We start from the raw sequence: 20,652 nt of genomic DNA on the forward strand, positions 1-20,652 counted from the left end.
CGCGGACGACGAGGCAAGGCAGATGCCGGGGCCGCCAGGACGGCGGGCGGGCGGCGGGGAACGACGGCAGGAGGGAGGGACGGAGCCGTTCCCGGACTGGCGCAGCACCGAAAGGTCACCGCCGAAGCCGCCGGCTTCAAGCGCGCGACCGCACGGAACTGTGCCGGGGGTTACGCTACCCCGCGATCATCGCTGCTGTCCAGCCCGCCGACGAACGCCGCCAGCGCCGCCGCGAACGCGTGGGGCCGCTCCCACGCGCTGACGTGGCCGGCCGCGGGGATCTCGACCAGCCGCCCGCCGGGGATGCCGGCAGCCAGCGCCCGGGCGTCCTTCGGCGGCGTCAGCACGTCCTCGCTCCCGACGACGACCAGCGTCGGCACGGTGATGCCGGCGAGCGTGGGCGTCGCGTCGGGGCGCTCGCGCATCGCGTCCAACGCGCCGATGATGCCGTCGACGGAGGCGCCGGCCATCAGCGCGCGCAGCCCGGCCACGCACGTGGGATCGCCCTCGCGCGCCGTCTTCCCGAGCGCGCCGGGCAGCTGCCGGTCGGCGACCGCACCGCTCCCCTGCGCGCGCGCGACGCCCGCCAGCTCGACGCGCTTCGCACGCTGCGCGTCGTCGTCGGCGGTGGCGCGCGTGTCGGCCAGCACCAGCGCCCGCACGCGCTCCGGATGCCGCCGCCAGAGCGCGAGCGCGACGTAGCCGCCCATCGACAGCCCGCACACGACCGCACGCGCGACGGCCAGGTGATCGAGCAGCGCGACGAGATCGTCCGCATGCTGGTCGAGCGTCATCGGCGCGCGCGCGGGCGTGTCGCCGAAGCCGCGCAGGTCGGGCGCGATCGCGCGCACGCGCGCACCGTCCGGAAGCTCGCGCAGCGCCGCGACCATCGGCGACCAGAAGGCGCGGGAGTGGGGAAACCCGTGCACGAGAAGGAGCGGGGTGCCGCTGCCGGTGTCGTCGTGGGCGAGAAGCATGAGACTCGGAGGACGGTGAAGCGGAGGACGGAACGGCGGAAGACGAAACGGCGTGAAACGAAGAGGCGGACCCGTTCGCTCGACGCTTGAAGCTCGAAAGGCCGCCCCACCGTCTCACGCTTCCTCGTCCTCCGCTTCAACGTTCTCCGCCGTTCCGTCCTCCGCCGTTCAGTCCCAGGTTGGGAACACCGACCGCCACCGCTCCGGCACCGGCACCGGCCTTCCGTCAGTGTCCAGACAGACGAACGTGATCGTCGCCTCCGCGTGCAGCCGTCCCGTGTCGCGGTGCGAGACCGCCTGGCGAATGCGGTACGACGTGCGGCCGATCTCGACGAGGCCCGAGCGGATCGCGAGGTCGTCACCGGGCAGCGACTGCCAGTGGTAGCCGATGTCCACGTGGCGCACCACCGACCACACGCCGTCGGCCCACAGGTCGCGCCGCGTCACGTCGCGCAGCGAGATCACCGTCTCCAGCAGCGCCCAGCGCGCGTGCTCGAGAATCGTGATCATCGTCGCGTGGTTCACGTGCCCGAAGACGTCGCAGTCCGTCGGGTAGACGTGGTACGGGATCTCGTGCGCCATGCTAGTCGTCGTCCTCGTCGTCGTCCTCGCTGCCGTCGGACATCAGCGGCACGTCGTCGCCCACCACGTCGCGCACGTACAGCATCTTGATCGGCACCAGGATCGCCGCGGTGATCGGCACCGCGACCATCAGGCCGAGGAAGCCGAAGACGAGCGTCATGAGCGCCTGCGCGACCAGCGTCAGCGCCGGCGGCAGGTCCATGCCGCCGCGCATCAGCCACGGGATCAGCAGGTTGTTCTCGAGGAACTGGATCCCCCAGTAGGCGATCAGCACCGCCACCGCCTTCTCGGGGCCGTCGACGAAGCCCATCGCGAGCGCCGGGATCGCGCTGAGGATCGGGCCCACCGTCGGGATGAACTCGAGCAATCCCGCGATGAAGCCGAGCGCGTACGCCGCCTTCACCTTCAGCACGAGCATCGCGACCGTCGTCACCACGCCGATCGTCACCATCGCGATCAGCTGCACGACGAGCCACTTGCGCAGCACGGTCGCCATCTCGGTCAGCACCTCGCCGGCGCGCTTGCGCGCGCGGTGCGGGAAGAGGTGCATCAACCCGTCGTGGTAGAGCTGCGGCTCCGCGCCGATGTAGATCGCGAGGAAGATGATGAGCAGCAGGCCGCCCATCACCGCCAGCGTCGACGACAGGAACGGGAAGAGGTAGCGCGTGGCGCCCGAGAGCTGGGAGCCGAGGCGCGCCTTCAGGCTCTCGGTGGCCGACGGCGCGGTGCCCTCCGCGTCCTTCGACTGGCCGGCGGCCGCCTGGCCGGCCGCGCGCTGCGCCTGCGTGCGCGCCGCGTCCGTGATCTGCTGCCGCGCGGCGGTGCCAGGCTGCGTGGTCGGCGCGGGGGTGGGCGTGCCGGGCGTGGCCGCGGCGGGCGTGGTGGCGGCCGGCGGCGCGGTGGCCCCGCGCAGCACGGTCCCGATCACGCCCGACTGGTGCTCGTTCACCCACACCTCGGCCCGATCGATCGCGGCCGGGATCTGGCCGCGCAGCACCGCGAACTGCTCGGTGAGCGTCGGGGCCATCAGCCGGCCGGCGAGGACGAGCAGCCCGAGCGACCCGAAGACGACGCCGGCCGAGGCGACCCCGCGGCGGATCTTGAACCGCTCCAGCCGGTCGACCGCCGAGCCCACGGCGAGCCCGAACAGGGTGCCGAGGAAGACGACGAAGACGAGCGAGTTGGCGAACCAGAGCAGCTGGCCCAGCACGTAGAGCCCGAACACCAGCGCCGCGGCGCGGATGACGTCGCGGCTGCGCCAGCCGACGTTGCGCGTGCGCCGCTCGCGCTGGCCCAGGGGCGGCGCGGCGATGGGGCGCTGCGCGACCGGGCCCGACGGCGGCAGGTCGACGTTGCGGCGGCCGGGGGCGCCGGCCGCGGCGGACGGATCGGTCATGTCGGGTGCACTGAAGCGGAGGACGGAACGGCGGAGGACGATGGCGCGGAAGACGATACGGCGCGAAACGATACGGCGGCGGACGCTGGAAGCGAAGAACGGTCCACGCCCCCCTCGCTTTGCTCATCGGTCTCACGCCCCACCGTCTCACGCCCTTCCGTCCTCCGCCGTATCGTCTCCCGCCGTTCCGTCCTCCGTCGCACCGCTCGCGGGCTAGATTGTCGGCGTCGACGCCTCACACCCTCCCCGCACCCGCCGCCGTGCCGAAGTCCGCCTCCAGCGCCAACAGCTCGCCCTCGTCCGACGCGGTGCGCTACCTCGACACGCCCGAGACGGCGGACGCGTTCCTGCGCGAGCTGCGCGACGTGCGCGAGCTGGCGCTCGACACGGAGGGCGCGAGCTTCCACCGCTTCGTCGACCGCATCTACCTGCTGCAGCTGACGGCGCGGACGTCCGACGGCACCGAGACGAGCGCGATCCTCGACCCGCTCGCCGTGGGCCCGCTGCCCGCCCTCGGCGCGCTGCTGGAGGATCCGAAGGTCGAGGTGGTGTTCCACGACGCCGACTACGACCTGCGGCTGCTGCACCAGGACTACGGCTGGCATCCGCGGCCGCTGTTCGACACGCGCATCGCGGCGCAGCTCCTCGGGCTGCGCGCGTTCGGGCTGGCGGCGCTGCTGGAGCGCGAGTTCGGCGTGAAGCTGGACAAGAAGCACCAGCGCGCCGACTGGTCGATGCGGCCGCTCACCGCGGACATGCTGGACTACGCGGCGCAGGACACGCGCTTCCTCCCCGAGCTGCGCGACCGCCTGCGGCACCAGCTGGAGAAGGCGGGGCGCCTGGCGTGGGCGGAGGAGGAGTTCGCGCGGCTGGAGGGCACGCGCTGGGCGGAGGAGGACCCCTCGCAGGCGTTCATGCGGCTGAAGGGCGCGCGCGACCTCAATCGCCGCGAGCTGGCGCTGCTGCGCGAGCTGGTGATCTGGCGCGACGGCGTGGCCGCGTCGCTCGATCGCGCGACGTTCCGCGTCGCGGGCAACGAGGTGCTGCTGGAGATCGCGCGCCGCGCGCCGCGCACGAAGGACGAGCTGGCGTCGATCAAGGGCGTGCCGCGCGGCTCGCTGGACGCGCGCGGCGGCGAGATGCTGGACGCGGTGAAGCGCGGCCTCGCGGTGCCGGACGCCGAGCTGCCGCGCTTCCCGCGCGCGCCGCGCTGGGACCGCGATCCCGACTTCGACGCGCGCGTGTCGAGGCTCCGCGGCGTGCGCGACGACGCCGCGCAGCGGCTGGATCTCGATCCGGGCGTGCTGCTGTCGCGCGAGCGGCTGGAGGCGGTGGCGCGGAAGAACCCGAAGACGCCCGACGAGCTGGCGGCGATGCCCGAGCTGCGGCGGTGGCAGGTGGCGGAGCTGGGGCCCGCGCTGCTGGAGGGGCTGCGCGCGGTGGACGCGTCGGTCGCGGGGCGCGGAGGCGCGGCGCCCACCGCACCCGCTCCCACGGCGGCCCCACAGCCGGCCGCGGAGCCCACGGACGATCGCTCGCCGTACCGCGACGCCTGACGGCGATCGCGCGCCACGCTGTGGCGCGGCCGCCACGCCTGTCGTGGCGGCGCGGCCGTGGTCGCCAGGATCGGGGGCTGGCGGAACGGGTGGGACGGGTGATCCCGCGGGTGGGGCCTCTGGCGTAACCCGTTGCGGGAGCGGACTATGGGGCGCGCGTCGCGGCGGTGCGCACGCGACCCCGGAGGCGGGCATGCCGCCTGCCCTGTCGGGGGGCAGAGCCGTCCGTCGTTCCCCGTCCCGCCCCGTCGTCATGGCCACCGTCCTGCCGTTCGACCCGCACGCGCGCCGCCGCACCCCCGCCACGCCGGCCACCCCGCCGCGCGGCGAGCGGGAGCGCCAGGAGCGCGTCGTCCCGATCCCGGTGAGCCGGACGGCGGACCGCGTCACCGCGCTGCCGACGACGCGGATCGCGCCAGCGGTGGCGGCGGCGCCGGCCCCGCTCTCGGAGCGCGCGCTGGCGAAGCGCTTCTTCCCGCTGCTGGCGCTGGTCGCGATCGCGGACCTCGTCACCAAGGCGATCGCCGTCGCCCTCCTCGGCGGCCAGGAGTCGATCGCGCTCGGCGGGCCGCTGTCGCTGCACCTCGTCTACAACACCGCGTCGGCCGGCGGCGTGTGGCTGGGGGCGCACACGCGCGAGCTGAACATGGTGGCGACCGGTGTCGTCATCGGGATGCTGGTGATGCTGGTGCCGGTGCTGGCGCGCCTCGATCGCCACGCGCCCACCGCGCTGGCGCTGATGGCCGGCGGCGGCGCGGGCAACCTCGCCAGCCTGGTGTCGTCGCCGCGCGGCGTCCCCGACTTCCTCGCGCTGCACCACCAGGACGGCGCGTGGATCATGAACGTCGCCGACCTCTTCATGTTCGCGGGGCTGCTGCTCCTGATGCGCACGATCGGCGTGCTGGTGCTGGCGATGCGCACGCACGGGCCGCGGCAGCGAACGGACGCGGTGCTCGCGCCGCGCTGACCCTCGCGCTCCCGTCGAATCGCCCCCGTCCGGCACTGCCGGACGGGGGCGACGTCGTTCCAGGACTCAGAAGCCGAGGTAGGCGCGGACGCGTGGCTCGATGCGCTCGGGCGACCAGGGCGGCGACCAGACGAGGTTCACCACCACGTCCTCGACGCCCGGCAGGGAGCGCAGCTGCTGCTCCGCCTCGCCCATGATCTCGGGGCCCGACGGGCAGCCCGGCGACGTGAGGCTCATGTCGATGCGCAGCGTGCGCTCCTCGACCGCCATGTCGTAGACCAGGCCGAGGTCGACGATGTTGAGGTTGAGCTCCGGGTCCTTCACGCGCCGCAGCGCCAGGCGCACCTGGTCGAGCGTTGGCGCCGGAGCGCCCGTGGCGGGAGCATCGGAAGGCGCGGCGGCTGCCGCATCGGGCGCCGGCGTCGGCGCGGGAGTGTCGTCGGGAGTCACGAGGGGCACGGCGTGGGAGACCCCCGGAACATCACCGGCGCGGCGCAGCGCAACAAGGTCGGCCGATCGAGGGCCCGGACGCGACGAGGGGCGGCTCATCGCCGCCCCCGACCGTTCGTGCGGCGGTCCTGCCTCACCGTCATGTGCGCTTCTTCGCGGTGGGCTTCTTCGCCGTCACCTTCTTGGCGCTCGACTTCTTCGTCGACTTGGCGCTCGACTTCTTCACCGTCGACTTCTTGGACGTCGACTTCGCGCTCGACTTCTTCGCGGACGAGGACTTCGCCGACTTGCTCCTGCTCGACGACGCCTTGCCGCGCGCGCTCTTGCTGCGCGACGCCTTGCTGCTCGACTTGCGCGCCTTGCCGCGGCTCACGGTGCGCGCGGAGCGGTTCCACCCCGACGCCTCGTCGGCGCGGAAGGACGCGGGCATCGCGCGCAGCCCCATCGGATCGTCGGCCACCGCCAGCTCCGCCGCGTCGGCGAGGTCGGCGCGCACGTCGGCGATCACTTTCGCTGGGCGCAGCGCGCGCGCGGCGTGCACGCGGTTCGTCAGCAGCAGCACGAACATGTCGCGCTCCGGGTCGAGCCAGAGCGACGTGCCCGTGAAGCCCGTGTGCCCGAACGCGTTCGCGCCCATCAGCGAGCCGCAGCTGCCGCGCTGGTTGCAGGTGTCCCAGCCGAGCGCGCGCGTGCCGGCCGCGCGGGCGGTGAACAGGCGCACCGTGCTGTCGGCGATGACGCGCACGCCGCCGTACTCGCCGCCGTTGAGCAGCATCGCGGCGTAGATCGACAGGTCGGCCGCGGTGCTGAACAGCCCCGCGTGGCCCGCGATGCCGCCGAGCGCGAACGCGTTCTCGTCGTGCACCTCGCCGCGGAGCGGATAGCCGCGCGGCGGGGCGACCTCCGTCGGCGCGATGCGCGCGCGCAGCGCGGCGGGCGGACGGAAGTACGTGTCGGTCATGCCGAGCGGGCGGAACACGCGCTCGTCGAGGAAGACGTCGAGCCGCTGGCCGCTCACCGCCTCAGCCACGAAGCCGAGGATGTCGGCACCGAGGTCGGAGTACTCGAAGCAGGCGCCCGGCGCGCAGTACAGCGGGGTCTCGATGACCTGGCGGCGCGCCTCGGCCGGCGACGACGCGGTGCGCCACAGCTCGCGGCCCGCGGGGAGCCCGGAGCGGTGCGTCAGCAGGTGGCGCAGCGTGACGCGGTCCTTCGCGCCGCCGGTGAAGGCCGGCAGGTAGGAGCGGACCGGCGCGTCGAGATCGAGCTTGCCCTCGTCGTAGAGCACCATGATCGCGGCGGTGGTGCCGACGACCTTGGTGAGGGAGGCGACGTCGTAGATGGTGTGCTCGTCGACCGGCGCGCCGCCCCACGAGAGGGCGCCGTAGCCGCGCTTCACGACCGCATAGCCCTTGCGGCCGACGACGACGCTGGCGCCGGGGAAGCCGCCCGCGCCGATGCCGCGCAGCACCACGCGATCGACCGCCGCCAGCCGCTCGGCCGACATGCCGACCGCGGTGGCCGAGCGGAAGGGGATGCCGTCGGAGAGCGCGGCGTCCGTGCGCGTGCGGGTGGCGTCGGGGCGCGTGGCGACCGCGCGCAGCGCGACGTGCGGCGCCGCGTGACGGGCCGCCGGGGCGAGGCGCGGGTCGTCAGGGCGACCGGCGAACGCCTCGGGGGCGGACGTCGCGAACGCGAGCGTGGCACCCAGCGCTGCGGTGACTGCGGCGGCCGTGGCTCTGGACAACGAGCGGCTCCTTCGACGACGGGACAACGGGAAACCGGCACGGCGTGAGGGAGGTCACGCGCGCCTGGCCGATCGGTCAGAAGTGCAGGGGACGTGCTCGCGCGCCGAGCTCGCAGGAGGGGGATCCGGAGGCGAGCGCAGCGCGGCGTGAGGTGCCGGGTCCGAAGTGCCAGTACCACACGCAGTTGAGCGTGGTTCCGCACGTCGGGCCGGTGGGCGCAGAATGCCGCCACGACCTGTCGAAGGTCAAGACGCGAGTGCGAGCAAGGCGTCACATCCGCACGACAGGCGGCGTCCGGTGTCGAGGACGCGCGACGGACGTGCGGCGTCGGCCCGACGAGCCGGGCCGTACGGCGCGCCTCGCGTCCTCTTCACGAGTATCGGCACCGGCGCACCGGTCCTTTTTCCCGTTGGGGGATTCGGATCCTCCGGATGAAGACGGATGCTGCGGATCGCTCCGCGTGGCGGCGGCGTCCCATGCGCCGGTGCGGAGCGATCCGAACGATCCGTTCCGATCCGAAGCATCCGCATTCCTCCAGAGGCAGACAGCCCTGGCGCGACGCAGGGCGCCGAGGGCACAGCGCAGGAAGGTCCCCAGGTTCGAGCGCGCGGCGTCGGCCGGCAACACTCGAAGGAAACCCCGCGTAGGTCAGCGGGTGACCAATCCCACGAACATGGACTCCGACGCTCACCTGGTCCGACGCGCCCTCGACGGCGACGAGCGGGCGATGCGCCTCCTCTGGACGCGCCACGCCCCGCACGTGGACGCGGTCGTGCGCCGTCTGGTCGGGGATCCCGACCAGGCCGCGGACGTCGCGCAGGAGGTCTGGATCCAGATCTTCCGCGCGCTGCCGTCGTGGCGGGGCGACTCGCAGTTCGGCACCTGGGCGCACCGCATCGCGGTGAACCGCACGCTCAACGCCCTCCGGCGGGTGCGCCGGCTGGGCAAGCACGAAGCCTCGCTGGACGAGGCGCTCGACGCCGACGAGGCGCGGGGGAGTGGGGGCGGGGCGGGCGCGGTGCGCGCGGCCCTGGCCGCCTCCGCCGTCGAGCCGGAGGGGGAGCGCGCGCTGCTCGCCGCGACCATCGAGGAGGCGACGCGGCAGCTCGCGCCGGGCGCCCGGCAGGTGTTCCTGCTGCACGACGTGGAGGGCTACACGCACGAGGAGATCGCCGAGTCGCTGGGCATCACCTCGGGCGGGTCGAAGTCGCAGCTGTTCAAGGCGCGCGCGAAGCTGCGCCGCCTGCTGGGGCATCTGGTGGACGGCGCGACCGGCCCGCCGGCCGGCAGCTCGTCCTCCGGACACGGGGGCGGTGAGCGTGCCGCCGCCCTGACGACCTCCGGCACGCACCGCTCACCATCCGCGCTCTCCAAGCTCGCCTCGCTCCAACCGCTCCAATCCGCGCATGCTGCACCTCGATCCTGAGCGCCTCGCCGCGCTCGCCGACGAAGCCCCCACCGCCGAGGAAGGCGCGCACCTGGCGCACTGCCTCGCCTGCCGCCGCGAGCGCGACGCCTACGTGGCGCTGCTCGCGCTGGCGCAGCGCGAGGGGCGCGCGGCCGCCGACGGATACGACCTCGATGGCCGGGAGGCCGAGCCGCTCACGTCGTGGGCGTCGCTCTCCACCGCGCTGCGGGCCGAGGGGCTGCTGACCTCCCCGGTGGCGTCGCCCGTCGAGCACCCGGACGTCCGCGTGCTCCCGCTGCCCACCGCGCGCCCGATGGCGTCGCCTGCGCGGCGCGCGTTCGGCGGCGCGTTGAGCGGGGCGGCGCTGCGGCGGGTGGCCGCGGCGGCGCTGTTCGTGGCGGGTGGCGCGGCGGCCGGGCGCGTGAGCGTCGGAGCGCCCGCGCTGCCGCTCACCGATGCGGCGGCGCCGGCCGTGGCGACCGCGGACGTCCCGGCGGGCGACGCGCTGCTGACGGCCGGGGCGTCGAGCTTCGCGTCGGTGGACGAGGCGTCGCAGGTGCTGGCGCGCGCGCAGCGCGACTACCAGCGGGCGGCCGTCTTCCTGGCGGAGCACGACTCGAGCGCGGCGGTCGGCAGCTCCGACGTGCTGCGCGCGCGCCTCGCGGCGCTGGACGACATGATGCCGCGCGTGCGCGAGGCGCTGAACGAGGCGCCGCAGGACCCGGTGCTGAACCAGGTCTACCTCACGACCTACGACGTGCGCGAGTCGACGCTGCGGCAGCTGGGCCGCACGCTGCCGGTGGGCGCGCGCGTGAACGGCTACTGATCGAATTCGGAGAAGGACACGCTGTGACGGGAGAGGCAGGCATGCAGGGACGCGCAGGAACCGGACGGACGCGGCTCGCCGCGCGGCGGCTCGCGCTGGTGGGCGCGGCGGCCGCGTCGGCGGCGGCGGTGCGGCCGGCCGGCGCGCAGGGGGCCGTGGGCGGCGGTGGCACGGGGGCGATGACGCTCCTGCCGTCGATGGCGCAGGTGGGCCCGTGCGACGCGACGGCGCCGACGCGCACCGCCGCGAGCGCCGAGGCGCGCCGGCGGGTGGAGGCGGCGGAGCGCGAGATGGTGCGCCGCTCGATGGCGGGGCAGGCGCCGGCCGCCGAGGCGCCGCGCACGGCGCGCGTGCTGCTCCGGCGGCCGTCGGGGTGGCTGGGCATCAGCACGGTGGACGTGTCGGACCTGCGGATGACGCCCGCGGGCCGCTTGGTGCGCTACTGCGCGTATCCGGTGGTGGTCACCGTGGAGCCGGGGTCGCCGGCGGAGAAGGGCGGGCTGGCCGCGGGCGACACGATCGTCGCCTACGCCGGGCGCGACCTGGTGAAGGCCGGGGAGGTGGAGCTCGACAAGCTGCTGGTCCCCGGGCAGACGCTGAAGGTCACGGTGCGCCGCGACGGCCGGACGATGGTGAAGCCCATCGTCGTGGCGGAGCGGCCGACGTACACCTTCTTCCGGTCGATCCCGGTGGAGGGGCAGGTGCGCGTCTACACCGAGCGCACCGCCAACGGGCAGACGGTCATCACCGAGCGGGTGGGGCCGGGCGAGCGGGTCGAGGTACGGACGCCGCGGCCGCCGCGCGTGTACGGGAGCGTGACGCCCGCCGCGGCGCCGAGCGCGCCCGTGGCGCCGTCGACGCCCACGCCGCCGGCCGTGTGGGGCGAGGCGCCCGCGCCGGCGCCCGCGCTGCCGCCGGTGCCGTACGTCATCGGCTACGGCGGGCCGTCGGTGGTGGTGGGCGCGCAGGTGGTGGCGGCCGACGACGACCTGCGCGAGGCGCTGCGCGCCGACGCGCGCGGCCTGCTGGTGGTGAAGGTGCTGCCCGGCACGCCCGCGGCGCAGGCGGGGCTCCGCGGCGGCGACGTGATCGTGCGCGCCAACGGGATGGAGGTGCTGACGCCGACCGCGCTGCACCGCATGGTGCTCCGCGTGACCGAGGCGCGCGCGCTGGTGCTGAAGGTGGACCGCCGCGGACAGGAGAAGGACGTCACGCTGCGCTGGTAGCGCCGTCGCGGCGGACCCGAACTACAACAGCAGACAGGATTCAAACGGATTGACGGACAAGATCTGATGTGAACTCCTCCAAGCGCGTGGCTCCGTGCGCCGCGAGGAGCGTACATCAGACCTTGTCCGTCTAATCCGTCCAATCCTGTCAGAGCCGTTCGCCGACCGGTGCTCCGCGCTCAGGGCGCGGTGGTCGTCTCCTGCCAGGGCGGCGCCGCTGCGTCCTCGTCCTCCGGGTGCGGCGGCTGCGCGCGGTGCGGCTTGGCGTCCTCGCTGGGACGCTGGCGCTTGAGCTTCCGCTCCTCGGGGACGAGCGACTTGTGGATCGCCAGCGCGGCGATGGCGCCGTCCGCCGCCGCGGCGATGCCGAGCTGCGGGCCGGGCACGATGTCGCCGGCGGCGAAGACGTTGCGCACCGAGGTGTGGTAGGCGTCGTCGACCTCGATGTGGCCGTCGGGGTCGCGCGCGCAGCCGAGCTGCGCGCCGAGGTCGTCGCTCGGGTACTGGCCGATGGCGAAGAAGATCTTCTCGCAGCCGAGGGTCGTGCCGTCGGCGAACTGCAGCGAGCGGAGCGTCCCTTCGCGCAGCGCGATGCCGAGCACGGGCTCGGTGCGCACCGCGATCCCGAGCGGCGCGAGCTTGGCCTCGACGTCCGGCTCGGCGCCGAGCGGCTCGCCGTTGGTGCAGATGACGAGGTCGCGCGTCCAGGTCGTGAGGTTGAGCGCCATGCCGACCGCCTTGCGGCCGCGCCCGAGGATCACGGTCTTCTTCCCGCGCGCCTCGTAGCCGTCGCAGTCGGGGCAGACGTGCGCGCGGTCGCCGTAGACCTGCTCGAGCCCGGGGACGCGCGGCCACACGTCCTTCAGTCCGATGGCGAGCAGCACGCGTCGCGCGACGAGCGTCCGCGTGCGCTCGCAGGGCTCGTTGTCGTCCGGGCGTCGCGGCGTCCCCGGGCCCGTCCGGTCCTCCTCGGCCTTCGTGGTGGGCATCGGGTCCCACTCGAGGACGAAGCGCTCGTCGCCCTCGCGGGTGGCGCGCACGACGAACCCGTCGGCGAGGGTGACGCCGTACTTCCGCGCCTCGTCGCGCCCGGCGCCGCGCAACTCCGACGGGCGGATGCCGGGGAGGCCGAGGTAGCCGTTCACGCCGCGCGTCTCCCAGTTGCGCGGGTCGCCGGAGTCGATGAGGACGACGTCGTGGAGATAGCGGCCGAGCCAGACAGCGGCGGAGAGGCCGGCGGGGCCGCCGCCGACGATGGCGACATCGTGGATCTTGTGCGACATGGGGGGTCGCGGGGGCAAGTTCGGAACCGCCCGAAACGGCGGAGGACGGAACGGCGGAGAACGATGAGGCGGAGGACGGAAGGGCGTGAAACGAAGAGGCGGGCCCTTCGAGCTCGAAGCATCGAGCCGAGAGGTCCGCCGTTCCGTTTCACGCCGTTCCGGTTTCCGCCGTTCCGTCCTCCGCGGTTCCGTCCTCCGCCTTATCGGACTCGCCCGGCCGGCACGGAATACAGCAGTTGGACGGTGGCCTTGTCCGCCGCCGACAGGTCCCGCACCCGCACGCGCGGCGCCATGATGTTCGTCGCGTCGGTCGTGTGGTCGAGTCCCAGCAGGTGGCCGATCTCGTGGAGCGCGATCGCGCGCGTCTGCTGCGCGTCCAGCGGGTCGCCGTCGCGGTGGTGCAGCGCGAGCGTGATGTCGGCGTCGACGATCCACCAGCGGTCGTCGCGCGACCAGAGCGTCTTGCCCGAGATCGGATCGGTGAAGCGGTCGATCCAGGTCACGTGCACGTCGGAGCCGACGGAGTCCGCGACGAAGGTGAAGCGCACCGGGATGCCCGCGTGCTGCCACGCCTCGAACGCCTGGCGGACCTGCTGGCGGTACTCGTCCTTCCAGCCGGTCATGCCGTCGCCGTTGCCGATGAACACGCGCAGCGGGCGCTCCGCGCGGTCGGGCCAGCGCGTGAGGGCGGAGTCGCGGTCGAGCAGCAGCTCGCCGATGTACGTGCCCTCCTCCGCCATCTGGATGCGGCGGCGGACCTCGTCGCGGTTCAGGGTGCGCGACTTCGAGAGCTCCACGGCCACGGCGTGCGCGTGGTCGCGCTCCGTCTCGCGGACGCTGCGGCTGCCCGGGCGGTCCTTGCGCAGGCCGCGCGTGACGCTGCCCACGGACCCCGACGACACGCTCTCGGTGCGGTGCGGATGCGCCGACGCGTACGCCTGCGCGCCGACGAAGAGGGCAAGGGCGCCGAGGGCGCCGAGGAGGGAGAGCTCGGTGCGCTGCATGGATCGCGCGGGTGGGAGGCGCGGGACGACGGGACGGCCTGGCGGCCGCGAGCTGCGGGACTGCGGGTCCTTCGAGGGGTCGAGCGGGTCGAACGAGGGGGTCGGGCGGGGGGCCTGCGGGGTGCTGCGGGTGTGACGACTGCGGGTGTGACGACTGCGGGCGTGCGGTCAGGCCGCGTCGTCCAGGAACGACGCGACGAGGGGGAAGAAGCGGTCGGGCGCCTCCCAGAAGGGCATGTGGCCGGCGTCCGCGAGGACGATCAGGCGCGACCCGGGGAGCTGCGCGACGGTGCGCCGGGCCTGGGCGGCCGGGAGCACGTCGCGTTCACCGTGGAGGACGAGCGATGGGGCCGAAAGGGCACGCAGCGCGTCGCGCCAGTCGTAGCCCTCGCGGCGGAGGCGGGCGACCACCGCGGCGCCGGTCGGGCTGAGGGCCCGCGTGGTCGGGATCAGGGGGGCGAGCGTCGGGTCGGCGAACCACGCCGGGTAGAACGCCATCGTGTAGTCGGCGTGCGTCTCCGGGTCCGGATCGCCCAGCACGTCGGGGTCGAACGCCGCCAGCCGGTCGGCCGCCTCCGGGTCCTGCGCGCCGAGCCGCTCGAGGCCCGCCGCGTGGAGCCCCGGCAGCCAGTCGCCCGTCACGCCCACCGCGTCGACGAGGACGAGCCGGCGGACGCCCGGGTCCTGCGCGGCGGCGAGCATGGCGATCCCGCCGCCCCACGAGTGGCCGAGGAGGTCCCAGCGCTCCAGGCCCAGCGCCTGGCGGATGGCGGGGAGGTCGCCGGCGTCGTGCTCGATGCGCGCGGCGCGGACGCCCGGCGGGGGCGCGGACCGCCCGCGGCCGCGCTGGTCGTAGAGGATCACCTGCCGGCGCGCGGCCAGCGGCGCGAGCGTCGGCCAGAGGCTCCGGTGGTCGAAGAGCAGCCCGCCGTTCACCGCCACGAGCGGCACGGCGCCCGGCACCGGTGGCGACGTCCAGACCGCGAACTCCAATCCGCGCGCGCGCACGGCGTGCCGCGTCAGCCGCGGGGAGCGGCCGGCGGCGCTGCGATGGGCGAGGAAGCGGGCGCGCGGCGTGTCGCCGGCGTCCGGTGCCGCGGCCAGCGGAGCCGCGTCGTGCACCTCGCCGGACGGCGCGAGGGAGCTGGAGCTCACGGGCGGCGGCTCACGAGGCAGCGGCTCACGGACGGGTGCGCGTCTCGTCCATCGCCTTCTTCACCGCCTCGTACGCGTTCACCACGCCGCCGGTGGCCGACAGCGTGCCGAACGCCGCGCGCTCGGCGCCACCGGGCACCGTCACCTGCCGGTCGGCGTAGCGCGTCACCGTCTGCAGGAGGATGCGCTTCACGTCGGCCGCGGTGAGCGTCGGGAAGTGCGCCATCAGCAGCGCGGCAACGCCGCTCACCACGGGCGCGGCCATGCTCGTGCCGTCCTCCCGCTTGTACTTCCCGCCCGGCACGGTCGAGAGGATGTCGACGCCCGGCGCGAACAGGTCCACGCGCTTCTGCCCGTAGTTGGAGAAGGGCGCGGCCAGCGCCTCGCCCCCCTTCCACGACGACGCGCCCACCTCGATCCAGGTGCTCGCGCGCCCGCCGCCCGTGTAGTCGGCGAGCGGGAAGCTCGGATGGTCGTCGGCGTCCTCCGCGTCGTTCCCCGCCGCGTGCACCATGAGCACGCCCTTCGACTCGGCGTAGCGCACGGCGCTGTCGACCGTCGCCTTCTCGGGCGAGTAGCCCTTGCCGAAGCTCATGTTGATGATGTTCGCGCCGCGATCGACCGCGTAGCGGATCGCGTTGGCGACGTCCTTGTCGCGCTCGTCGCCGTTGGGGATCGCGCGCACGGGCAGGATCACGACGCCGGGCGCGATGCCGACCGTGCCGCTGTCGCCGCGCGCCGCGGCGATGATGCCGGCGACGTGGCTGCCGTGGCTCGCGTCCGGGCCCGTCACGTCGCCGTTGCCGTAGCGGCGCCCGCTGGCCGGCGTGTCGCCGACGATGGCGCGCGGATCGAAGTCGAGATTGAGCTCGTACTTCACGCGCGCGTCCATCGCCTCGCGGGCGTCCTTCAGCGCCTCGGGCGTGACGCCGTTGGTGGCGAGGTAGAGGAACTGCGCCTTCGCGCGCTGCTGCGCCTCGTTCGCCGGCCGGAACGCGGTCACGCGCGCCTGCGTCACCTGGTCGGCCGGGACGCTCATCGCCGACGCAAGCGTCGCGACGGCCGCGTCGAGCGCCGCGCCCAGCGCGGCGTACTGCGTCTGCAGCCCCGACGCCTCGGTGCGCATGGAGTCGAAGCGCTGCTGCAGCACGGGGCAGGCGACCTCCACGCGCGACGGCTCGCCGCGCCGGCAGCCCGCGGCCAGGCGCGCGATCTCGAGGCGCTCGTGATCGACGTTCCGGCCGTCCGCGCCGCCGATGAAGTTCCAGCCGCGCACGTCGTCGACGTAGCCGTTGCCGTCGTCGTCGGCGCGGTTGTTGGGCTGCTCGCCCTTGTTGGTCGAGAGCGACGGACGCAGCGCGACGTGCGCCGTGTCGACGCCGCCGTCGATGACCGCGACGACGACGGTGCGCCTGGGCGCCGCGCCGTTCAGCAGCTCGCGCAGCGCGCGCGCGGCGCCGGTGCCCGGGACGCCGTCGGTGGCGGGGTCGCGCAGGTGCCAGTCGGGCGCCGGACCGGTGGCCGCGACGGGCGCCGGCGCTGGGGCCGGCGTGGCGGGCGCGGGAGTGGGCTCGGGCGTCGGCGCCGGGGCGACGGGGCCGCGCGCCGGAGCGCACGCGGCAATGACGAGGAGGGCGGGAGCCCAGCGGCGGAGCGACATCGCGACGGGACACGGGAATGCGGAGCGCGGCACCGGAACGGGCGACGCGCGACGACGTGCGAACGTGAACCACGCAGTCTGCGGAGTGACGCGCGCGCGCGCCAGCGGCGCCGCGTCGCGATGCCGTTCAGGCGCGGTGCGCGCTCCGCCTCAGCCCGTCAGAGCGCGCGTCACCAGGGCTTCACCGCGTCCGCCAGCCGCCCCGTCGCCAGCAGCTCGCGCAGCTCGTCGCCCAGCCGCGCGCTCGCGTCCACCACCGCCTGCCAGCGGCGCATGCGCTCCGCCTCGGGCATGCCGTAGAAGTCGCGGCGGTCCGGGATCTTCCCGCCCGGCAGCGCCGCCACGAAGGCGTCGCTCGGCGCGATCAGCAGCGCGCGCCGGAAGTTGTCGCCGCGCGCCAGTCGCCAGCGCAGCCCCTTGTCGAACCAGCCGGGGACGACGTGCGCGTAGAAGTGCGGGTAGAGCACCAGCCCCTCGCCCGCGCCGAAGTCGAGGTCCAGGTGGTAGTCGAGCACCCCGCCGTCCCAGTACACGCCGCGCGGCGTGCCGGGGATCTTCACGCCGTCCACCAGCAGCGGAATCGAGCCGGACGCCAGCAGCGCGGCGCGCAGGTTCTCGCGCGTCAGCGCGACGTGCGTCGTCGGCAGGTCGGACAGGTGCGCGAACGGCGTCACGTCGCCGGCCGAGTGGAAGATGCAGCGCCGCATCTGCAGCGCGAGCGTGCGCCGCGCGAGCAGGTTGCCCGCGGCGGCGATGGCCAGCCCCGCGGTCAGCAGCATCCGCCGCTCGCTCGCCGCCAGCCCGCGCCCCTCGGCCGTGATGACGTGCAGCCGCGCCCACGGATGCGACAGGATCTCGTCCACGCCGCTGGGGCCGAGCAGCAGGTCGAGCGCGCGCGTGAGGACCTCGGTCACCTCGCGCGTGGACGGCTTCGGCGAGTAGCGCTGCTCGTAGATGTACGCGTGGTGCCCGCGCGCGAGCGCCGCGACCGGATCGCGCTGCGCGAGGCACGCCATCCGCCAGCTGCCGATGGACGAGCCGATGAGGTGCAGCGGGCGCGTGCGCGGCGCCTGCAGGAGCTCGCCGAAGAGGAAGCGGTCGAGCCCCGCGAGGGCGAGCCACTTCGCGCCGCCGGACGCGCCGGGCAGGACGTCGACGTCCTCGGCGCGCAGGCCGCGCTCGCGCACGAGCGCGAGCGCCGCGGGACCGGCGCGGAGGGTGAGGGCGGATGCCATCGGGCCGAGCGCGCGTCAGGCGCCGATCACGCGGCCGGCGCCGGCTCCTCGGTCATCATCACGATCACGCCCTGGGGCCGCTCGTCGCCGCGCCCCACGAGCGGCACGACGGTCGTCTGGCAGGTGATCGCGCGGCCGCGGCGGTTGGTGGCCGGCAGCGCGATCGCGGCGTTCGTCTGCTCGCCCGCGAGGCAGGCGCGGATCGTCGGCAGCAGCTGCGCGACGGGCAGCCCGATGTCGAGGCCGAGGAAGTTCGTCTGCTCCACCTCGTCGGCGCGCAGCCCCCACAGGTCCTCGGCGTTGCTGTTCCAGACCAGGACGCGCAGCTCGCGGTCGAGCACCGCGACGCCGGCCCGCAGGCTGGTGAACACCGACTCGAGGAACGCGTTCAGCCGGTTCAGCTCCTCGCTGCGCACGCGCAGCTCGTCGTTGATCGTCTGCAGCTCCTCGTTGGTCGACTGGAGCTCCTCGTTCATCGTCTCGAGCTCCTCGTTCGTGGACTGCAGCTCCTCGTTCGTCGTCTCCAGCTCCTCGACGGTGGAGTGCAGCTCCTCGTTCGTAGTCTCGAGCTCCTCGTTGGTGGACTGCAGCTCCTGGTACGCGGTCTCCAGCTCGGCCTGCGACTCCTCGAGCTGGTGCTGCATCTGCTTGTAGCGCGTGACCTCTACGAACGAGACGCTGGCGCCGGCGGCCTCGCCGCCCGGCGTCGCGATGGGGACGATGACGATGTCGAACCAGCGCTGGTCGCCGTTCGGCGCGCGCCACGGCACCTCGCTGCGCGTCACCGACAGCGCGTCGGCGTACGCCTGGTCGATCGCGGAGCGCAGCTCGAACGGGCGGTACGAGACCTCGAGGTCCTGCAGCGGGCGGCCGATGTCCGCCGTCCCGAGCTGGAAGAGCGCGCGCGCGCGGCCGTTGACGAGCACGAGCCGGCCCGTGCGGTCCACCACGAACTGCGCGACGTTCCCCGTGTCGAAGGCGGCGCCGAGCACGAGGCGGTCGGGGGCGTCGCCGGCCAGCAGCGGCACGCGCGCGCCGCGCGCCATCACGAACGCGCGGTCGCGCGACGGGTAGCGCGGCACCTTGGTGAACACGCGGCGGCGCAGGTCGAGCGGCGCGAACAGCGAGTTGTGCGTCAGCAGCGTCTCGGCGCGGCCGAGGAAGAGGAAGCCGTCGTCGTTGAGCGCGAAGTGGAAGCGCGTGAGGATCTTCGCCTGCGTGGGCGCGTCGAAGTACATCAGCGTGTTGCGGCACGCCAGCAGGTCGATGCGCGAGATCGGCGCGTCCTGCAGCAGGTCGTTGCGCCCGAAGATGATCGAGCGCCGCAGGTCCTTGCGGAACACGTAGCGCTGATCGTAGCGCTCGAAGTAGCGGTCCAGCAGCTCGGGCGGCACGCCCTCGACGTCGCGCTCCGTGTACGCGCCCTGGCGCGCCTGCGCCAGCGCGTCGTCGTCGAGGTCCGTGGCGTACACCTTCGCGCGCTCGCGGAACTGGTCGGGCCCGATCGCCTCGGCGAGCACGATCGCGAGCGTGTACGCCTCCTCGCCGGTCGCGCAGCCGGCGCACCAGATGCGGATCGGGTCGGAGGGCAGGCGCTGCTCGAGCAGCCGCGGGATGACCTCCGTGCGGAGGTACTCCCAGGGCACGTCGTCGCGGAAGAAGGCAGTCACGTTGATCAGGAGCGTGTTGAACAGCTGCGAGAACTCGTCGTCGTGCGCCTGCAGGTAGCTGATGTACTCGCCGAACGACTCGACGCCGACGCTGCGCATGCGCTTGGCGACGCGCCGCATGAGCCCGATCCGCTTGTAGCCCCCGAGCTCCAGGCCGCGGGTGCTGCGGAGGTGCTCGAGCAGCTGCTCGAACTCGTCGTCGTCGGGCGGCGTGGCGGTCTCGGGGGCGGACATCGGTGCGGCGGAGCGGTGGCGCGGGATCAGGAGCGGCCGGGGGTGGGCAGGTCGCGCATCACGTCGTCGACGACGCCGTCGATGGTGACGTCGTCGCGCTCGAGCGCGCTCGCCTCCGCGATGGCGGCCGCGTCGGCGGCGGCGTCCAGCGGCTCGGGCGGCACGGCCTCGAGCACCTCGCGCACGGCCCGCGCGCGCGCCTCCAGCTCCTGCGCGCGCCGCTCGAAGCTGTGCGCCGCGGTCGCCCGCCCGCCGCTCGCGAACCGCTCGGCCAGCCGGCGCGAGAGGGAGGCGTTCTCCTCGAGCGCGGTGACGGCGGTCCACATGGCCGCCTCCAGCGCCTCGTCCTTGGCGTGCACCAGCGCGGGCTCGCTGTAGGAGTGCCCGACGCGGCAGCGGAAGCGCACCTGCCGGCCGTCGCGGATCTCCCACAGGGAGCCGCTGCATTCCGGGCAGGTGAAGTGCGAGATGCGGCCGCCCAGCTCCTCGTTCGTGGCGACGCTCGCATCCACGGCCTCGGTGCCGACGCGCTCCACCTCGTCGCGAGGCGGCGCGCCCGGATCGTCCGAAGTGGACATGGTCGGATCGCGGTCAGGGGCGCTCGCCATCACGGAAGCCGGCTGCGCGGCGAGCGCGGGCATCAGCTGCACGAGGGTGGTGGCGATCCCGGCGACGGGAAGCACGTAGTCCACGTCCACGTGCGTCAGCGCCGAGCGCGGCATGCCGGGATAGAGCGCCTCGGCCGGCGACTGCACGATCGCCACGCCGCCGTGGTCCTTCACCTGCGCGAGCCCCAGCGAGCCGTCGCCGAGGTTGCCGGTGAGCACCACGCCGGCGACGCGGCCGCCGTGCATCCGCGCCGCGCTGCGGAAGAGCGGATCGATGGCGGGGCGGTGGCCGTTCTCGCGCGGCCCGCGGACGAGGCGCAGCCGGTCGCCGTCGACGATCATGTGGCAGTCCGGCGGCGCCACGTAGACGCGGCCACCCTGCAGCACGTCGCCGTCGCGCGCCGTGTCGGCGGGGAGATGGCCGGCGCGCGCCAGGATGCGCGGCAGCACGCTGGGCGCCTGGGCCGGGATGTGCAGGACCACGAGGACGGCGGCCGGGAGGTCGGCGGGCAGGCCCCGGACGAGCTCGGACAGTGCCTCCACCCCGCCGGCGGAAGCGCCGACGACGACGAGCGGCGGAGTGGGCATCGCGAGGGGGGTAGTGAGGACCGGCGTACATGGCCGGATGCAGAGCTGCTAGAATAGCCGCCGGAAGTGCGACGCGGGA

At 74.3% G+C, this 20,652-nt stretch carries 17 protein-coding genes; 5 read left to right on the forward strand and 12 right to left on the reverse strand.

All coding sequences use genetic code 11. The features are described 5' to 3' along the window. Window positions 1-170: 170 nt before the first annotated feature. From rosag_RS16220 to rosag_RS16230, 3 genes are all read right to left on the reverse strand, one after another. The gene (locus tag rosag_RS16220) at window positions 171-977 is read right to left on the reverse strand and encodes an alpha/beta fold hydrolase (RefSeq protein ID WP_284351201.1); all 807 of its coding nucleotides are present in this window, start codon (window positions 975-977) and stop codon (window positions 171-173) included. 168 nt (window positions 978-1,145) lie between these two features. After that, window positions 1,146-1,559 (reverse strand): acyl-CoA thioesterase, encoded by a 414-nt coding sequence (locus rosag_RS16225; protein ID WP_284351202.1) that lies wholly within the window; start codon window positions 1,557-1,559, stop codon window positions 1,146-1,148. A 1-nt stretch (window position 1,560) separates the two neighbouring features. Continuing rightward, window positions 1,561-2,955: an AI-2E family transporter gene (locus tag rosag_RS16230; RefSeq protein ID WP_284351203.1), complete on the reverse strand. Its 1,395-nt coding sequence runs from the start codon at window positions 2,953-2,955 to the stop codon at window positions 1,561-1,563. A 260-nt stretch (window positions 2,956-3,215) separates the two neighbouring features. Here rosag_RS16230 and rosag_RS16235 point away from each other — a divergent pair, with 260 nt between their 5' ends. Further along, window positions 3,216-4,511: a ribonuclease D gene (locus rosag_RS16235; protein WP_284351204.1), complete on the forward strand. Its 1,296-nt coding sequence runs from the start codon at window positions 3,216-3,218 to the stop codon at window positions 4,509-4,511. A 253-nt stretch (window positions 4,512-4,764) separates the two neighbouring features. Further along, window positions 4,765-5,478, forward strand: coding sequence for a signal peptidase II (locus rosag_RS16240; protein WP_284351205.1), 714 nt, complete (start codon window positions 4,765-4,767; stop codon window positions 5,476-5,478). Between the two features lie 66 nt (window positions 5,479-5,544). Here rosag_RS16240 and rosag_RS16245 read toward each other — a convergent pair whose 3' ends face one another. Together rosag_RS16245 and rosag_RS16250 are read right to left on the reverse strand one after the other, a co-directional pair. Continuing rightward, window positions 5,545-5,928, reverse strand: coding sequence for a metal-sulfur cluster assembly factor (locus rosag_RS16245; protein WP_284351206.1), 384 nt, complete (start codon window positions 5,926-5,928; stop codon window positions 5,545-5,547). Window positions 5,929-6,067: 139 nt separating this feature from the next. Continuing rightward, window positions 6,068-7,675, reverse strand: coding sequence for a serine hydrolase domain-containing protein (locus rosag_RS16250; protein WP_284351207.1), 1,608 nt, complete (start codon window positions 7,673-7,675; stop codon window positions 6,068-6,070). A gap of 674 nt (window positions 7,676-8,349) precedes the next feature. On the opposite strand from rosag_RS16250, the gene rosag_RS16255 reads away from it, so the two are divergent. The 3 genes from rosag_RS16255 to rosag_RS16265 are packed head-to-tail and all read left to right on the forward strand — an operon-like array spanning window position 8,350 to window position 11,136. Continuing rightward, complete coding sequence (locus rosag_RS16255) at window positions 8,350-9,102, forward strand: RNA polymerase sigma factor (RefSeq protein ID WP_284351208.1); 753 nt, start codon at window positions 8,350-8,352, stop codon at window positions 9,100-9,102. Then, complete coding sequence (locus rosag_RS16260) at window positions 9,083-9,910, forward strand: hypothetical protein (RefSeq protein ID WP_284351209.1); 828 nt, start codon at window positions 9,083-9,085, stop codon at window positions 9,908-9,910. The genes rosag_RS16255 and rosag_RS16260 overlap by 20 nt, the downstream gene beginning before the upstream one ends. A 41-nt stretch (window positions 9,911-9,951) precedes the next feature. Then, window positions 9,952-11,136 carry a PDZ domain-containing protein gene (locus rosag_RS16265; protein WP_284351210.1) on the forward strand — a complete coding sequence of 395 codons (1,185 nt, stop codon included), beginning with the start codon at window positions 9,952-9,954 and terminating at the stop codon, window positions 11,134-11,136. A gap of 179 nt (window positions 11,137-11,315) precedes the next feature. On the opposite strand, the gene rosag_RS16270 is transcribed toward rosag_RS16265, so the two are convergent. From rosag_RS16270 to rosag_RS16300, 7 genes are all read right to left on the reverse strand, one after another. Beyond that, window positions 11,316-12,419: an NAD(P)/FAD-dependent oxidoreductase gene (locus rosag_RS16270; RefSeq protein ID WP_284351211.1), complete on the reverse strand. Its 1,104-nt coding sequence runs from the start codon at window positions 12,417-12,419 to the stop codon at window positions 11,316-11,318. Window positions 12,420-12,619: 200 nt separating this feature from the next. Beyond that, window positions 12,620-13,423, reverse strand: coding sequence for a matrixin family metalloprotease (locus tag rosag_RS16275; protein WP_284351212.1), 804 nt, complete (start codon window positions 13,421-13,423; stop codon window positions 12,620-12,622). A 168-nt stretch (window positions 13,424-13,591) separates the two neighbouring features. Next, window positions 13,592-14,578 (reverse strand): alpha/beta fold hydrolase, encoded by a 987-nt coding sequence (locus rosag_RS16280; RefSeq protein ID WP_284351213.1) that lies wholly within the window; start codon window positions 14,576-14,578, stop codon window positions 13,592-13,594. Between the two features lie 25 nt (window positions 14,579-14,603). Beyond that, window positions 14,604-16,238, reverse strand: coding sequence for a S8 family peptidase (locus tag rosag_RS16285; RefSeq protein WP_284351214.1), 1,635 nt, complete (start codon window positions 16,236-16,238; stop codon window positions 14,604-14,606). Between the two features lie 170 nt (window positions 16,239-16,408). Then, on the reverse strand, window positions 16,409-17,473 hold the full coding sequence (locus rosag_RS16290) for a patatin-like phospholipase family protein (protein WP_284351215.1): 1,065 nt from the start codon (window positions 17,471-17,473) through the stop codon (window positions 16,409-16,411). Window positions 17,474-17,499: 26 nt separating this feature from the next. After that, window positions 17,500-19,377 carry a CheR family methyltransferase gene (locus rosag_RS16295; protein ID WP_284351216.1) on the reverse strand — a complete coding sequence of 626 codons (1,878 nt, stop codon included), beginning with the start codon at window positions 19,375-19,377 and terminating at the stop codon, window positions 17,500-17,502. A gap of 26 nt (window positions 19,378-19,403) precedes the next feature. After that, the gene (locus tag rosag_RS16300; RefSeq protein WP_284351217.1) at window positions 19,404-20,573 is read right to left on the reverse strand and encodes a chemotaxis protein CheB; all 1,170 of its coding nucleotides are present in this window, start codon (window positions 20,571-20,573) and stop codon (window positions 19,404-19,406) included. Window positions 20,574-20,652 lie beyond the last annotated feature (79 nt).

It is taken from the genome of Roseisolibacter agri, from assembly GCF_030159095.1.
In the GTDB taxonomy this organism is placed as follows: domain Bacteria; phylum Gemmatimonadota; class Gemmatimonadetes; order Gemmatimonadales; family Gemmatimonadaceae; genus Roseisolibacter; species Roseisolibacter agri.